The 15,995-nt window shown below is 32.2% G+C and carries 20 protein-coding genes; 8 read left to right on the top strand and 12 right to left on the bottom strand.

The window, feature by feature from the left end; translation table 11 throughout:
* The first annotated feature begins 13 nt into the window (after positions 1–13).
* The gene (gene mnmD, locus ACM39_RS08225; RefSeq protein ID WP_048510551.1) at positions 14–688 is read left to right on the top strand and encodes a tRNA (5-methylaminomethyl-2-thiouridine)(34)-methyltransferase MnmD; all 675 of its coding nucleotides are present in this window, start codon (positions 14–16) and stop codon (positions 686–688) included.
* Positions 689–820: 132 nt separating this feature from the next.
* Positions 821–1,237, top strand: a complete 417-nt coding sequence (locus ACM39_RS08230; protein WP_048510552.1) for an NUDIX domain-containing protein — start codon at positions 821–823, stop codon at positions 1,235–1,237.
* A gap of 46 nt (positions 1,238–1,283) precedes the next feature.
* Here ACM39_RS08230 and ACM39_RS08235 read toward each other — a convergent pair whose 3' ends face one another.
* A complete protein-coding gene (locus ACM39_RS08235; RefSeq protein ID WP_048510553.1) occupies positions 1,284–1,988 on the bottom strand; it encodes a DUF4294 domain-containing protein in 705 nt (234 codons plus the stop codon).
* 51 nt (positions 1,989–2,039) lie between these two features.
* Here ACM39_RS08235 and ACM39_RS08240 point away from each other — a divergent pair, with 51 nt between their 5' ends.
* Positions 2,040–3,113, top strand: a complete 1,074-nt coding sequence (locus ACM39_RS08240; protein ID WP_048510554.1) for a M28 family peptidase — start codon at positions 2,040–2,042, stop codon at positions 3,111–3,113.
* Positions 3,114–3,452: 339 nt separating this feature from the next.
* Positions 3,453–4,103: a ribulose-phosphate 3-epimerase gene (gene rpe / locus ACM39_RS08245; RefSeq protein ID WP_048510555.1), complete on the top strand. Its 651-nt coding sequence runs from the start codon at positions 3,453–3,455 to the stop codon at positions 4,101–4,103.
* Between the two features lie 215 nt (positions 4,104–4,318).
* Here rpe and ACM39_RS08250 read toward each other — a convergent pair whose 3' ends face one another.
* From ACM39_RS08250 to ACM39_RS08270, 5 genes are all read right to left on the bottom strand, one after another.
* Complete coding sequence (locus ACM39_RS08250) at positions 4,319–4,804, bottom strand: DUF1772 domain-containing protein (protein ID WP_082140557.1); 486 nt, start codon at positions 4,802–4,804, stop codon at positions 4,319–4,321.
* Positions 4,805–5,059: 255 nt separating this feature from the next.
* The gene (locus tag ACM39_RS08255; RefSeq protein WP_034722935.1) at positions 5,060–5,476 is read right to left on the bottom strand and encodes a nucleoside-diphosphate kinase; all 417 of its coding nucleotides are present in this window, start codon (positions 5,474–5,476) and stop codon (positions 5,060–5,062) included.
* A 321-nt stretch (positions 5,477–5,797) separates the two neighbouring features.
* Entirely contained in the window at positions 5,798–6,724 is a 927-nt protein-coding gene (rsgA, locus tag ACM39_RS08260; RefSeq protein WP_048510557.1) for a ribosome small subunit-dependent GTPase A, read from the bottom strand.
* A 139-nt stretch (positions 6,725–6,863) separates the two neighbouring features.
* Positions 6,864–7,946: a chorismate mutase gene (locus ACM39_RS08265; RefSeq protein ID WP_048510558.1), complete on the bottom strand. Its 1,083-nt coding sequence runs from the start codon at positions 7,944–7,946 to the stop codon at positions 6,864–6,866.
* Positions 7,947–8,348: 402 nt separating this feature from the next.
* Positions 8,349–8,651: a hypothetical protein gene (locus ACM39_RS08270; RefSeq protein ID WP_228377082.1), complete on the bottom strand. Its 303-nt coding sequence runs from the start codon at positions 8,649–8,651 to the stop codon at positions 8,349–8,351.
* Positions 8,652–8,787: 136 nt separating this feature from the next.
* Here ACM39_RS08270 and ACM39_RS08275 point away from each other — a divergent pair, with 136 nt between their 5' ends.
* Positions 8,788–8,976 carry a hypothetical protein gene (locus ACM39_RS08275; protein WP_048510560.1) on the top strand — a complete coding sequence of 63 codons (189 nt, stop codon included), beginning with the start codon at positions 8,788–8,790 and terminating at the stop codon, positions 8,974–8,976.
* Here the strand turns inward: ACM39_RS08275 and dnaX are convergent.
* The 5 genes from dnaX to ACM39_RS08300 form a co-directional block, all read right to left on the bottom strand.
* Positions 8,957–10,042: a DNA polymerase III subunit gamma/tau gene (gene dnaX / locus ACM39_RS08280; protein WP_048510561.1), complete on the bottom strand. Its 1,086-nt coding sequence runs from the start codon at positions 10,040–10,042 to the stop codon at positions 8,957–8,959. The two genes, ACM39_RS08275 and dnaX, sit on opposite strands and share 20 nt — an antisense overlap.
* A gap of 99 nt (positions 10,043–10,141) precedes the next feature.
* A complete protein-coding gene (locus tag ACM39_RS08285) occupies positions 10,142–10,768 on the bottom strand; it encodes a TetR/AcrR family transcriptional regulator (protein WP_048510562.1) in 627 nt (208 codons plus the stop codon).
* Between the two features lie 6 nt (positions 10,769–10,774).
* Positions 10,775–12,031, bottom strand: coding sequence for an aminotransferase class I/II-fold pyridoxal phosphate-dependent enzyme (locus ACM39_RS08290; protein WP_048510563.1), 1,257 nt, complete (start codon positions 12,029–12,031; stop codon positions 10,775–10,777).
* A gap of 309 nt (positions 12,032–12,340) precedes the next feature.
* Positions 12,341–12,724 carry a helix-turn-helix domain-containing protein gene (locus ACM39_RS08295; RefSeq protein ID WP_048510564.1) on the bottom strand — a complete coding sequence of 128 codons (384 nt, stop codon included), beginning with the start codon at positions 12,722–12,724 and terminating at the stop codon, positions 12,341–12,343.
* A gap of 73 nt (positions 12,725–12,797) precedes the next feature.
* Positions 12,798–13,553, bottom strand: a complete 756-nt coding sequence (locus ACM39_RS08300) for a helix-turn-helix transcriptional regulator (protein WP_048510565.1) — start codon at positions 13,551–13,553, stop codon at positions 12,798–12,800.
* 103 nt (positions 13,554–13,656) lie between these two features.
* Here ACM39_RS08300 and ACM39_RS08305 point away from each other — a divergent pair, with 103 nt between their 5' ends.
* Complete coding sequence (locus tag ACM39_RS08305; protein ID WP_048510566.1) at positions 13,657–14,304, top strand: DUF1349 domain-containing protein; 648 nt, start codon at positions 13,657–13,659, stop codon at positions 14,302–14,304.
* Positions 14,305–14,407: 103 nt separating this feature from the next.
* Here the strand turns inward: ACM39_RS08305 and ACM39_RS08310 are convergent, their stop codons facing one another.
* Positions 14,408–14,617 carry a hypothetical protein gene (locus tag ACM39_RS08310; RefSeq protein WP_053073309.1) on the bottom strand — a complete coding sequence of 70 codons (210 nt, stop codon included), beginning with the start codon at positions 14,615–14,617 and terminating at the stop codon, positions 14,408–14,410.
* Between the two features lie 418 nt (positions 14,618–15,035).
* Between ACM39_RS08310 and ACM39_RS08315 the strand changes: the two genes are divergently transcribed.
* Together ACM39_RS08315 and ACM39_RS08320 are read left to right on the top strand one after the other, a co-directional pair.
* Positions 15,036–15,371 (top strand): hypothetical protein, encoded by a 336-nt coding sequence (locus ACM39_RS08315; protein WP_048510568.1) that lies wholly within the window; start codon positions 15,036–15,038, stop codon positions 15,369–15,371.
* Between the two features lie 197 nt (positions 15,372–15,568).
* Complete coding sequence (locus ACM39_RS08320) at positions 15,569–15,985, top strand: hypothetical protein (RefSeq protein WP_048510569.1); 417 nt, start codon at positions 15,569–15,571, stop codon at positions 15,983–15,985.
* Positions 15,986–15,995: the final 10 nt, after the last annotated feature.

Genomic DNA, 15,995 nt, shown 5'->3' on the forward strand with positions numbered 1-15,995 from the left:
GTAAAAAAATAGCTTGAAAAGAGAAATAAAAACCACAAACGACGGAAGTAAAACATTGTTTATCAATGAATTAAATGAAAACTATCATTCACATCATGGTGCGCTTCAGGAAGCAGAACATGTGTTTATCAAAAATGGACTAAATTTAATAAATGATTGTGAAATTAATATTTTAGAACTCGGTTTTGGAACAGGTCTGAACGTTTTGGTTACAATTAATGAATATTTAAAAACTGACAAAAATCATATCATCAATTATTTTTCACTGGAAAAGTATCCCATAAATGAATCTGAAATTAACGATTTGGCATATTTTAAACATTTCGACAACCCGGAATTCAAAAATATTTATCAAAAAATTCATCTGGCAGACTGGGAAAAATCAGTAGAAATTATTAGTGGATTCAACTTAAAAAAGATAGAATGTGACTTTTTTGACCTGAAAAACATAGATTTACCAAAAATCAACCTTGTCTATTTTGATTGTTTCGGCGCAAGAGTGCAACCTGATCTGTGGGAAAAACCCTTATTTGAAATGGTTTCTGACAAAATGGCGGTTAACGGATTATTAACTACCTACTCATCTAAAGGAAGTGTAAGAAGAATTCTTCAGGATCTCAATTTTAAGGTGGAAAAGAAACAAGGTCCTCCTGGAAAAAGGGAAATGATTAATGCTATTAAATTATAGCAGGTTATTTATAAAGTCACAATACTAAATTTAGCCTTAATCATTATTCTAGCATTTTCCAAATTAATTTCTAGTTTCCAACCTCTAACTTCTATATAAAAATTCTTACATTAGCTATACAAATTATTATATATGATAGATAAGATAAACATTAGAGTCTATGCCTGTGCCGTAAAAAATAAAAAAGTTTTGACACTATTTGAAGAATACGCAGGCGAACCTTTAATGAAATTTCCTGGAGGTGGTTTGGAATTTGGCGAAGGAATAATAGATTGCTTACATCGAGAATTTGATGAGGAACTGAATGTGAAAATAGAGATTGTAGAACATCTTTATACTCAGGAAGATTTCCTGGTTTCGCGTTTCAGGGAAAACGAACAATTGCTTACCATATATTATATTGTGAATATTATAAATGAAGGAGATTTCCTAATCCTTGATCCCTGTATAGAAAAAACAGAATGGATTGATATTGATATACCGGACAATCCTTTTCCATTACCTATAGATAAAATAGTATTTAATAAACTAAAAGAAAAATTCCTGTAATATTTTTACAGGAATTTTATTTTTTATGATAAAGTATAAGTATATTTTACTTTGCTGCTTTAAACTGATTGGCACCCGGATAAGGCTGAAGATAACCGGAATTCCAATTTGATTGAAGGAGAGATTCTATGAACTCATCGGTTCTGTTTTTGTGCGGATTATATTGGTCTTTCAAATCAATATTTGCCATTTTACCTTTTACGTTCCACCAGAAAGCACTCCAGCCTCCTCTCAATTCTTTGATAATTTCATACACGTTTTTACCTGTTGCCCTGTTCATTAATTTTGCAAAAACCTGGCCTTCCGTAGTTGTCAGATCTCTCAATTGCTTTTCATATTGATCGGCCAGCATATTTTGTCTTTCTTTTACATATTTCCTTTTTGCCTTGCTGTCCAAATCTGTCATTTCTTTCTGAATATCCCTGTATTGCTGTAAGGCAGCTACAAATAAAGGATAAACTCTGTATAATTTTTTATTTAAAAAATAATAGTAATTTCTATCAAGCTGATTGTTAAATTTAGGTTTATTAAATAGAATCAATTCATCCATTACAACCACGGTTTCACCATTTATTTCATAAATTTTGGCTTTCTGCTTTTCGTCGTAATAATATTTATTGCCAAATTCATCTACTCTCAACAATTCTGCAGGATATTGACTCAAAGGTTTTGCGATGACAGAATCTTTTTGACCAAAAACACTGACTCCAAAAAAGAAGAGAAAAAGACAAATAATCTTACTAAAATTCATTATTTTTACGCGTATTAGAACATAAATTAAACGCAAAAATCATTCCTTTTTATGAAATTTGAAAAGAAATCTTTAAAATTTTTAGAAAAATATCTTAATACATCATCTCCCACTGGCTATGAACACAAAGGACAGGAAGTCTGGATGGATTATATCAGACCCTATGTAGACAAAATTGAAGTAGATCATTACGGAACCTGCTATGGAATTATTAATCCTGAAGCGGAATTCAAAGTAGTGATTGAAGCTCATGCCGATGAAATTTCGTGGTATGTAAATTACATTACCGATGATGGATTAATCTACGTGATCAGAAACGGGGGGTCAGACCAAACAATTGCTCCGTCAAAAGTAGTTCATATTCATGGTGAAAAAGGGATTGTAAAAGGTGTTTTCGGCTGGCCTGCAATTCATACGAGAACCAATCAAAACGAGCCCACTCCGAAAATAGAAAATATTTTCATCGACTGTGGTGCCACTTCAAAAAAAGAAGTTGAAGAGCTCGGAATTTATGTAGGATGTATGATTACTTATCCAGATGAATTCTTTGAAATGAATGATAGATACTTCGTTTGCAGAGCTTTAGATAACAGAATCGGAGGTTTCATGATTGCAGAAGTCGCAAGACTTTTAAAGGAAAATAAGAAAACACTTCCTTTCGGTTTATATATTACAAATTCTGTTCAGGAAGAGGTTGGCTTGTATGGAGCGGATATGATCGCAGATACTATTAAGCCTAATATCGCCATTGTTACAGACGTTACCCATGATACGACAACTCCGATGATCGAAAAGAAAAAGGAAGGAGATCAAAAATGTGGAGACGGACCGGTAGTTTTCTTTGCTCCAAGCATTCATCATACCATCAGAGAATTGATTATTAATACCGCAAAGTCTAAAAAAATCCCTTTCCAGAGGGCAGCAGCAAGCAGAGCTACAGGAACAGATACAGATGCTTTTGCCCATTCTAACGGAGGAGTACCAAGTGCCTTAATTTCACTACCTTTGCGTTACATGCATACGACAGTAGAAATGGTTTCCAAAGAAGATGTAGGAAATGTAATAAAATTAATTTACGAAACCATCTTGAAAATAGAGCCCGAAATGAAGCTAAAATATCATTAAGATGAAAAATTTCTTTTATCATTTAATCCGAAGGCCGACTTTTATATTAATTACAAGCGCATTATTTTTTATTTATGTAGTCTTTTTAATTATATATAAACAGTTTAATCCTCCGAAAATAGGCTCAGGATACAATATGGTTCTTGAAACGCTACTGATTTCCAGCTTCATACCTTTGGGATTATTTATAATTGACAGATTATTAGTTTTAAAAATCAATAACATTAAATTGTCAATAATTGAAATTATTTTAATTGGCTGTTTTTTCGCATATTGTTTTTTTAATTAAAAAATACCTTTAATAGGTTTATATAAAAATAGAAAGTATAAAAAGTAAAAATGAAAACGAAGCTTATTGCTCCTTCCCTTTTATCCGCAGACTTCGGGAACCTGCAAAGAGACATTGAAATGCTGAACAATTCTCAAGCCGACTGGTTTCACGTAGACGTAATGGATGGCAGATTTGTTCCTAACATTTCATTTGGTTTTCCTGTAATGAAAACAGTTCAGAAACACGCTAAAAAATTTGTTGATGTGCATCTAATGATTGTTGAACCGGAAAAATATGTTGAAGAATTCATTGATCACGGTGCAGACTTGGTTTCTGTTCATTACGAAGCTTGTACCCACCTCCACAGAACGGTTCACCTTATCCAAAGTAAAGGCTCAAAAGCGGGTGTTGTTTTGAATCCCTCTACACCTGTTTTATTATTGGAAGATATTATTGCTGATGTAGATTTAGTGCTGTTAATGAGCGTAAACCCAGGTTTTGGAGGTCAGAAATTCATTGAAAACACCTACAAAAAAATTGCTGAAACTAAAGATTTAATTTTAAGTAATAATTCAACTGCCCTAATCCAAGTTGATGGCGGTGTAAATATTGATAATGCCGGGAAATTATTCGAAGCGGGAGCTGATGTTTTGGTTGCCGGTAATGCAGTTTTTTCTTCAGAAAGCCCGGAAAGAACAATTGAGCTTTTAAAAATTTAATAATTTTAAAAAATAAAAGAATAAAGGCAGCTAAATTAGCTGCCTTTCTCTTGAAAATCTGAGCTCATAATGGTTATTAGTTTTCATTAGAAGACTTTCAATGATTTATATTCTAATGTTGATGTAAAGGTCTCAATAAATATGATACGAAGCATCCGTATAAATACTGATTTTAGATTCCGTATTTATACCTATTTTATTATCTGCAAAAAGTATTAAGGTGTTCTGTTCCAGATACAGGCACAAATAACAAGAATAATGCTTAGCGTATTACAGATTGTTCTCACGTGGTTAAGCATATTCCAGCGAATCTCAAAAGTCTTTCTCATCTGCTTTATTGCTTCTGCCGAAGAATTTACAATATCAAAATTTCCCAATTGATCATTTAGCGGAACATTTCCCACAACTGTTACTCCAAAAACACCAACTAAATAAACAAGGGTAGCTATTAATAAAAGAACAAAAACAGAACCCTGACCCCGAAGCAAGAATGTAGTTACCGGAAGCATAATGGCAGCCCCCATAAAACTCATAAAGAATACAGGATTCAGAATTTCACGATTAATTGATTGCATTGCTTTTAAATATTCTGTGTCACTTAATTTTCCTAATCCTAAAATCACAGAACATGAATAGGCATAGAAAAGACCTGCTATCAAAGCCGTGAGTGTGGATGTAATAATTAGAATTACCGTTGTCATTTTCATATATTTTATTTTGATAATCTGATGCAAATTGGAACATAAAAATAATACATTAATTATATAAAATCAGCAACATATTTTAATTGCCATATCAATTTTCAGATTTACTGAAATTATTTGAGTTTTCTTATTCTATAGATTTAGTAAAACAAAAATGAAAGGTAAGATTGCTTTTTATGGTATGTGGCAGGATGTCTTAAAAAACAAAAACCGCAGAAGTCTGCGGTTTTTTATTTTTGAGGTAATATTTTCTTAGAAAATCTCTCTTCCTGAAAAATGGAATTGAGCTTCGATAAGAGCGTTCTCATCAGAATCTGAACCGTGAACAGCGTTCTCACCAATACTTCTTGCAAACATCTTTCTGATAGTTCCTTCAGCTGCCTCAGCCGGGTTGGTAGAACCAATCAGAGTTCTGAAATCTTCTACTGCATTGTCCTTTTCTAAAACAGCAGCAACGATTGGCCCAGAGCTCATGAATTCTACTAATTCTCCGTAGAAAGGTCTTTCAGCATGAACTTCATAGAATTTCTTAGCATCAGCTACAGTAAGTTGAGTCAATTTTAAAGCTTTGATTTTGAAACCTCCTTCTGCAATTTTTCCTAAAATAGCTCCGATATGTCCATCAGCAACTGCATCAGGCTTAATCATTGTAAATGTAATGTTAGACATAAAATGTATATTTTTTTAATGGCGCAAAATTACAAAAAATATCTTTGATTTTAATTTTAAAATTATTTTAACATAAAAATAACTTTTATTAAGAAATCATGAACTAAAATTGGCATAGTAATTGTTTATCCTATTGCGATTCTCATGTTTAATTTGAGTTTTCATGGTTATTAGTTTTTACCCAGCTTCGGCTGGGTTTTTTGTTTGGTAAAATCCCCAATATTTATCTCTAACCCCAATCAATTTGAAATATTGAATAAAAAAACAAACCACCGACTTTAAGAAAGACAGTGGTATTATAAATTTTTAATATCAGCTAACCTATTTTTGGGTGGCTTCCTCCGCCTCGTCCATCAGTTTTATATAAGTAGCATATCTTGAATGTTGAATTTCTCCTGTTTCAAGAGAATCTAGCACAGCACACTTAGGTTCATTAATATGAAGACAGTTATGAAACTTACATTCTTCTCTTTTTTTGAAAATTTCAGGGAAGTAATGTTGTACTTCTTCTTTTTCTATATCAATCATGGCAAATTCACGAACTCCGGGGGTATCGATTACGTTTCCTCCAAAATCCCAGAAGTGCATTTGTGCGAAAGTTGTGGTGTGCTTCCCTTTTAAATGTGTATCTGAAATTTCTGAAGTTTTCAGATTCAAATCCGGCTGTAAAGCATTTACCAAAGTTGATTTACCACAACCTGAATGTCCGAAAAACACAGACGTTTTATCTTGCAGAATTTCCTGTAATCGTTCTAAATTTAATCTTGAATAAGAAGAAATTTCTAAAGTCTGGTATCCTATTTCCTGATAAAGAAATTCTATGTCTTTTACAATTTCTATTTCTTCCTCATTTAATACATCAATTTTATTGAATAAAATTAACGGTGTAATGTTGTATGCTTCACAGCAAGCCAGAAATCTGTCGAGAAAACCGAGTGATGTTTCCGGGTGTTTTAATGTAAAAATGAAACATGCCAAATCAATATTTGACGCGATAATATGTGCTTCTTTTGAAAGGTTTACAGATTTTCTGATGATATAGTTTCTGCGCGGTTCAATTTTGGTAATCCATGCAATATTATCCTGTTCCAGTTGGAATTCAACAAAATCTCCCACAGCAAGAGGATTGGTCAATCTGGTTTTTATTAATTTAAATTTACCACGAATTCTGGCCTCGAAAATTTTATCGGTTCCTAATTCCAAAACCTGATACCAACTTCCTGTAGATTTAATGATTTTTCCTTTCATAAATATTGTTGCTGCAAATATAGGGAATTAGCAGATAGGAAAAAGGGCTTAGAAATTAGGAATTAATTTAAACATAATGTTTATTTATATAAATCCTAAATTCCAACCCCTAAAAAACTACTAACTATTATCTTCGTATTTATTGCCTTTCTATCATAATACTATTTTGAACCTCGATAGATTCTTCGTGAATTGCCTTGAAAACTTTTTCGATGAATTCCTGAGACATTCCTGTTTCCATAGCTTTTTGATTGGCATATTCTGTAATAACTTTCCAACGTTCCGGCTGGAAAATTGCAATGTCATTTTCTTTTTTCAGTTTGCCAATTTTTCCTGAAACTTTCATTCTTTGAGAAAGTAATTCAATTAACTGGAAATCAATATCGGAAATTAATGTTCTGTGTCTTCCCATTTCATCATCAAAACCAGCCAGACCTGCGTTTCTCACTTTTAAATTGCCTATTAGTTCAGCCAAAACTTCCGGCGTAATTTGTTGGGCTGCATCACTCCAAGCTTCATCCGGATTGCAGTGAGTTTCGATGATAGCGCCTTGGTAACCAACGTTGAATGCTTCCTGGGTAACGTCTGCCAAACCTGTTCTGTTTCCGCAAATATGAGAAGGATCAATCAGCATCGGGATATTCGGGAACTGGCTTTTGAAATCTAAAGCAATCTGCCAGTTCGGGTTATTTCTGTATTTCGTTTTTTGGTAAGTAGAGAAACCTCTGTGAATCGCTCCTAATTTTTTAATGTCTTGTCCTAAAAGCCTTTCTAAAGCTCCTATCCATAAAGCCAAATCCGGGTTTACGGGATTTTTTACAAAAACAGGTTTGTCAGTTCCTCTCAAAGCCATCGCAATTTCCTGAACCGTAAAAGGATTTACCGTAGAACGGGCACCAATCCAAAGAACGTCCACATCAGCTTCTAATGCCGCGAAAACGTGATGCGCATTCGCAACTTCTGTTGCAGTTTTAAAACCATACTCCTCCTTTACCTTCTTCAACCAGTTTAAACCAATTACCCCTACTCCTTCAAATCCGTTTGGTTTTGTACGGGGTTTCCAGATTCCTGCACGGAAAATAGGTACCTGGGCATTCGTTTCTCTAATTCTTTTTGCAGTTTCAAGCATTTGAGCTTCGCTTTCTGCGCTGCACGGTCCTGCAATCATTAACGGTTCTGAAAATTCATTAATCCAGTCGTTATTTAAGTCTTTTAAGTTCATATCTTAAATTTATTTTTTTTATTGTTTGGGTTAAATTATATCAATAGGGTTATTCATTATAAAATTTACTTTATAATTCTTTTCAAAAAAAAGCCGATAAAAATTTTTAAAGGAATCAGGAAATATGAGAGAATCTATATTATTCCTGTACTATTTTTTGGAAAGAAATTCAGCTGCAGTACCAATAAAATCGGTAATAATTTCTGAAATTTCTAAAATAGGTAAATGAAAAGCCAACATAACCACTAAAATAATTAGCAGTTGCAAAACCAAAATGGTTAGACTTATGTGAGATAAATTGTTCCACTTTTATGTGTCAATCGTCTGTTTAAGGGCTTTTCTGTTAAATTTGTTTTTGTCGAAACTTTATTTTCCACAAAAATATTTGACAAATATATAAAATTATGTCAAATCAAACTTCATTAAATCATCAAGTTCTTTCAACAATGGATTTTTCTCAATAAATTTTTCGAAGATTTTCTTTTTTGTCATCACTTCTATCTTTAGGTTTTCGAAATCTCTTTTGTACTCAATTTCAATAGCATAGTTCTGAACTTTCCTTCTGAAATGATTAAAAAACTCTCCGCTTACCTTATCAAATTCTACCTTTGCAGAATCTGAAGGAAATGAGACTGTAATATTTTTTTCATCTGTTTTTACAAGTTTAAACGCTTTGATAGCATTAAACACAAATGAATCTTTCATTTTCAATTGCTTTAGGAACAAATTCCATTCCATTTGCAGATCTGTTTCTGTGAAATGGTTTTGTGCTATATTTTCATTTTTAGCAATTTTAATTTCTTCCTGCTCTATTTTTTGTTCTTTAGTAATAAGAGAACTAATGCTAAATCCAGAAGAAATCCCCTGTTTTGAAAGTGGTTTTGATGTTTTTGAAATGACTGTTTCCTTTACAGCTTCTACAGTAACGGGATTTCCTGTTTTTTCTACTTTTTTCTCTTCTGGTTTAGAAGGTTTTACTTCCTGGTATTCACTGAGAAAAGGAGCTAGTATTAAGAACTTTTTTTTTTAGTAACGTCTACACTAGCCGTCAGAGAAGCCAATTGCATTAAAGCAATTTCTACTGTAAGTCTGGGATTCTTAGAATTTTTGTAATTAATATCCGCGTGATTGCAAATTTCAATAGCGTCAATGAGCTGTTGAGCATTCCATTTTTGAGCCTGCTCGACAAATTTTACTTTTGTTTTTTCACCGACTTCAATCAAATCAATTGTTGAAGTATTTTGGGCCATCATTAAATCCCTGAAATGATTTCCTAAACCAGCAATAAAAATATGCGGGTCAAAGCCTTTCTTTACAATTTCGTTGAAAGCAAAAAGTACTTCAGGAATTTTATTTTCTTTGGCAAAATCTACAACCTTAAGGTATTGATCATAATCTAAAATATTTAATACTTCAGCCGATTTTGCCAAAGTAATATTTTTTTGAGAAAACGTAGAAAGTCTGTCGAAAATAGAAAGTGCATCTCTAAGTGCTCCATCTGCTTTTTGAGCAATAAGATATAACGCATCATCTTCGTACTGAATACTCTCTTTTTGAGCTATATTTCTCAAATGACTTTGTATATCTTCAATAATAATTCTCTTGAAATCATAAATCTGACAACGCGATAAAATCGTAGGAATGATTTTATGTTTTTCCGTTGTGGCAAGAATGAAAATGGCATGAGCCGGCGGCTCTTCAAGAGTTTTCAGAAAAGCATTGAAGGCAGCAGAAGACAGCATATGAACCTCATCAATGATATATACTTTATATTTGCCAACCTGAGGTGCAAAACGCACCTGATCAATCAGTTCACGAATATCGTCAACCGAATTGTTTGAGGCAGCATCTAATTCATAGATATTGTAAGCAAAGCCGTCTTCTGAAACAGATCCATCTTTTTCATTAATCTTTCTTGCCAAGATTCTTGCACAAGTAGTCTTCCCCACTCCACGAGGTCCGCAAAACAGTAAAGCCTGCGCCAACTGATTTTCTTCAATAGCGTGTTCTAAAGTATCTGTAATATGGGATTGCCCGACAACAGTGTCAAACTCCTGTGGGCGATATTTTCTAGCAGATACAATAAAATTTTCCATTGGTCAAAAGTAAGAAATATAGTTCTAATTTGAAAATTTAAAGTTTTCAAATTATCAACAAAAACTTATTTCCGGTTCAAATTAGAAAACTTTTAATCATCATTTTTTTTCGTAAGCAAAATCAATCAACTCAGTAATAGCTTTTTGAATTTCTTCTCTTCCTTCATCTGTTTTTAAATCAATTCCACAAAATTTATTTGCATTATATCCTGTATAAAGATTTAAGTAATAAGCTCCCGAGATAATCAAAGCCATTATTGCTCTATATCTGGTAGCATGCTCTCCAAAGTAAGGATCGGTAATATGCTCAAATAAGGTACCTCCGGCTTCTTCACGCTGCTCTACCAATTTTCTAAGAATAGGCTTGCTTTCTGAAAGCTCCCAAAGAATAATTTTCTGAAGTTCTTTATTTTTCTTCAGACTTTCAAATTGATTAAGAACAGCAAGCTTAGAAAGCTCCTGACCACCATCCGATAAATCTACATCAACATTCTGGTTTATTTTACTCCAGTAATCCTGAGACCTGATATACTCGTCAATCAGTTTTTCTGTACTTCCAAAATATTCATAAATAAGTTTTTTGTCAAAGCCGGCTACGGCTGCTATTTTACTTACTTTAAGACCTGAATACCCTTTCACTCTTAAAATTTTTCCGACAGCGGCCAATAGCTTTTGCTTAGTTTTTTCTTTATCCCTTATAGGGCCTTGCACTACTTTTCTAGGCATATAATATTATTTTTTTGCAATATGCAATTTATTGTTGATATCTTCAAATGCATTCAACGTTTTATCAAGATGTTCTTTCTCATGTCTGGCCATCACACTCATCCTGATACGTGCATCTTTTCTTGCTACAGCAGGATACAAAATCGGGTTTGTATAAATTCCTCTCTCTATTAGTAGCCTTCCGACATCACCTGTTACAAATGGATCTCCAATTTTTACAGGAACAACAGCCGAACACGTAGTTCCTGTATCTAAACCTATATCATTTAATCCTTTTTTGAAATAATTAATATTCCACCAAAGTTTCTCTCTCCATTCCGGTTCTTCATCAATAAGATCAATAGCTTTCAAGATTCCTAATGAAGACGGAGGTGCTGTTGCAGAGAAAATTTGCTGACGAGACTGAAATCTCAAAAATGCAGCTATTTTCTTATCTGCTATCACATATCCCCCTAAGTTACCAAAAGTTTTGCTAAATGTACCTGTAATGATATCAACTTTATCTAACAATTCGGTATCTTCCAATGTTCCTCTCCCTGTTTTTCCCAAAATCCCTACTCCATGCACATCATCCACCATCAAAAAAGCATTATATTTTTTTACTAAGTTATAAATTTCTTTGACATGAGATGTATCACCATCTTGGGAATACACACCGTCGACTATCACTAGCTTTGTACGATATGTATTTTCAGATATCTTCAAAATGTGTTCCAAAGCTTCCAAATTATTATGAGGAAACGTTTTTTTATTGGTAAAAGCGCATCCTTCGTGTACACTGGCGTGAACAGCCATGTCTAAAATTGCCAAATCTTCTTTCTGCATCAAAGCCTGCAAAGTCGCACTATTCGCAGTGTATCCTGTCGTAAAAATCGCCGCTTCGTCCTGATTTCTCCCGAAAAAAGAAGCAATTTTTTGTTCTAACGCATTGTGATATGTAAAATATCCGCCAATAAGAGGCGTAGCTCCCGTTCCTGTACCATATTTTTCTATTCCTTCAATTGCAGCCTGTTTCACTTTTGGATGCTGTGTAAAACCTAAATAATCACTGGAAACAAAGCTTACATAATCTCTTTCTGTGTTCTCAATATCTACATTCACAACCGAATTTGTTCCCGTAGTATTTTTCAAACGGTAATTCATGTGTCCGTTTGACTTCATATAATTTAAAAAGTCATAAAAAATCTCTGCTCTTTGAGAAATATTATAGCCAGGAATATTCTCAAAATCCTTAAAAGTTGCTGTGGCAAAATCAATACTCATCCTTAATTTATTAGTTGTTTAAGGAACAAATATATGATTATTTCATCTTGAAGAGATCTATTTTCTAACCAAAATTTGTTATGCTTTAAATATTTTTAATTTATATCTGAAAAACAAATATATTTCGTACGTTTTAACAAGATTATTTACGAATTACAAATCAACAAATTACAAATTTCAACTATTTAAATATAAGAAAAATGATGGCTATTATGTACAATCCTTTTCTCATTAAATTAACGGAAAATTCACAAAAAATTATCTTGTAGCCTATTCCGAGAACTGTTATGAATTTTTCGGGAGCAACTTTTAACGTGGAATTTCTTTCATTTTTTTTCGATAACTCCCCGGAGTCTGACCTGTCCATTTTTTGAAAAATTTTGAAAAATTTGAAGGATCATAAGTGAAAATCCTTGCGATTTCTGCGATAGATTTATCAGTCTTTACAATCATTAATTTCATGTGCTCAATAATTTTAAAATCATAAAAATGACAGGGATGATTCCCTTTTTCTTTACGGACCGTATCCGTCAAATGTTTATGAGAAATAGCCAAATTTTCTGCAATCTCATTAAGCTCCATAAACTCGGCAGTCTGTCCTGAAATCACGTCATGAATATGTTGGTCTAAGAAGGTAAAATAATCATGTGTTATTTTTTCGCTTCTTTTTAAATTCTGCTCATCATTTTGCATATTTTTAAATCTAAATTAAAGATTAAATTTAAAGATATTAACTAAAATTGTATGGTGAACTTTTCGGAAATAATTATTTAGCGGAAATTTCTTTAAAAGCTTCGATAGAATTCTTCACTTTTAGCTTTTCTAAAATATTCTGACGATGACGACTTACAGTATTGATACTTATGGAAAGATAATCTGCAATTTCCCTGCTCGTAAAACCTTCTCCGACATATTTCAAAACTTCCAATTCCCTCTGTGAAAGAATATTTTTATAATTTAATTTATCTTCTGCAATCACTTTTCCTTTTGTAGAATTTACAATCAAAAATTCAGCGGGAAAATTTAAAGACTGCTCCAAGGCAATATTATAAAGACAGAGGGCAAATCTCAATTTTCCATTGTAGGGCGAATATACATAAAACATGCGATGCTGAATAAACCTATATTCTTCATTTTTATCTTTCATACGGATTCTGGATAAAACATTAAAGCCTGTACGTTCTTCAGGATTTATAGAATCCATTAGTTTGAAAAAACGCAATTCATGAATGTATTTTTTCAGCTTATCATCAGGATGAATTTTACTGAGGATTTCTTCTTCCCAAATCGAATGAATCTCAACTGGATTTTGTTCAAGCTGCAAACCTAATTCTAATGCAGCTTTAGATTTAAAAACATAACTCTTATTACTCTGCATGTCACTCAGAACAGAGATATAATTTTCAATCTGCGAATAGGTAGAAGCTATATTTTTATAAACATTCAGATCAAGCAGGCATTCATTTTCTGTATCAATATTTTTATTAAGTAAAGTTTGGTTAAGGGTATCCAGAATTTCCATAAAAATGGTTATTTATAAGTATTGATGAAAAAAAGGTGAAGTTTTAACTTTGCTAAGTTAATAAATTACCCCTGCCATAACATATAATAAAAAGAGTCATAGAATGAAGAAAATATTTTTAAGCTTGTGTATATTATTTTTAATACAAAAAAACTTTTCCCAAACATTAGAAAAGATGATATGGTTTAACGAACCTGATAAGTGGGATATTAAAAACAATACCCTTTCAATGGTTGTGACTCCTCAAAGTGATTACTGGAGAATTTCACATTATGGCTTTACAGTTGATGATGCACCTTTTTATTATACTATGTATGGTGGTGAATTTGAAGCAAAGGTAAAAATCACGGGAAATTATAAAACAAGATTCGATCAAGCGGGTTTAATGCTGAGAATAGATAAAGAAAATTATATAAAAGCCGGGGTAGAATTTGTAGACGGGAAATATAACCTTAGTACAGTTGTTACTCACAAAACCAGTGACTGGAGCGTCATTACATTGGACAAAACACCACCTCCCGTTTGGATAAAAGCAGTCCGCAGGCTAGATGCTGTCGAGATTTTCTATTCTTTCGATGATAACAAATATACAATGATGCGTAATGCTCATTTGCAGGACAACTCCCCTGTAATGGTGGGTTTGATGGCTGCATGTCCGGATGGAAATGGTTTTACTGCTGCTTTTGAGTATTTCAAAGTAAAACATTTAGCAGATGAGCGCCGATTAAAATGGCTGGAAAACAACAAATGATGGATTCACATTCAATATAAAGTCAATATTATTTTAACCGCTCAATTTTTTGAGGGGTTTTTATTTTACGGCAAAAACAATAGTGACTTTATTAAAAAATAAATCAACGTCTTCGGAAGGTTTTAAATACCAAAACCTCATTTACTTTTCCATCCTTGAACGTCAGAGATAGAATAATTTTTTTTCCCAGCCATGTTCTTCCTAATTCATACGTCCAGATAGGATTTTTGAAGTAGTTGAATTCATCGCCTAACTCATTTTTAATTTCTCTACGGGTTTTACCTATCAGGTGATTAAAATTTTCTTTATTCATTATTGTGTGTTCCCTCATTTTGTATCAAAAAAGATACCACATGACAAAGAATAATATTTCAATAAGTCAAAAAAGAATCTTAACAAATAAAGTACATGATAACTCATTATTATTATTAAACCGAATCACATCTATAACTTTATTAAAATAATATTTCTAAAAGTTTAATAATTTTAAAAATATTTAACTATTTTGGTTAGGTTTTTGAAGAGAAAAATTTAAGAATAAATCACTAATATTCTTAGATACCACACTTTTATACTTAAATATTAATATTATGCCAACACAAAACTATTTTTTTATAGAAAATAATATTTTTCTCGTGATGAAGAAGTCTTTTCCAATACCCGTCTGTTGATCTTCATTTACTCATCTCAAGTGTTTTGAAAATTTTACCGAATCCTAAAACTTTACGATCATGATTTTTGAAGATGACCAACATTCTGTATTACAGGACAAGCACAATCTATCCTTCGTAACCAATATTATTAACTTCCATGGAGATAAATCATTCATTTTAAATTCTTTACAGAAAATAAAGAATAACACTTTATGTAAAATAAAAAGAAAAATGATCAACCGGTGGATTAAAGATTACACTCTTCATCTCAACCAATATATTGAAAATGAAGATTTTAATTCAAAGCCGGAGAACTACGAGCTGTCTCCTGCTTATGCAAAACAATCTTATAACAAGGTTTTAAAAGAAAACGAATATTTACAACAATTAATGAACATCTTAAATCATGGATAGACTTATCTATTCATTTAATTTAAGGCAATTCTTTATTAATTAATAAATCATAAAAGTGTTAATATTTAATTAATAACAACTTTTTAATGAAAAATATTTCAAATAATTTTGATATAAATTAAAATAAAACTTATTCAAGGCATAGTTTTTGCAAATATAATTACTAGTGAACATCAATAACCTTAGCACAAAATACTATGAACGTAATAGATTTAAAGATTAAAAATTTTGTTGAATATCAGAATCAAATTTTCACTGTAACTGAAATTTTTCAAAATGGGGACAAAAAGTATTTTGTCAGAATAGAAAATGATTCTGAGAGTTTTTCAATAGATGCAGAAAAGGTAAAACCTATAAAGATTACCGAAGAATGGCTGGAAAAATTTGGCTTTTTAAGAACGTACAGCTCTGATTTGAGAATACGGTATGAAAGACCGGAACCTTTTATTAAATATGATATTGACTTAAGCTCAAAAAAAATAGTAGAAGGGCTGAAAATTTATGGTAATGCTATAAAATGCAGATATATTCACGAATTTCAGAATATATTCAGGTCTTTGTTTGGTAAAGAACCTACGTCTATGAATTATACGTTAATAAGTACCAAATCTTAATTATAATATA

Source organism: Chryseobacterium sp. FH2, assembly GCF_001045455.1.
Lineage (GTDB): Bacteria > Bacteroidota > Bacteroidia > Flavobacteriales > Weeksellaceae > Chryseobacterium.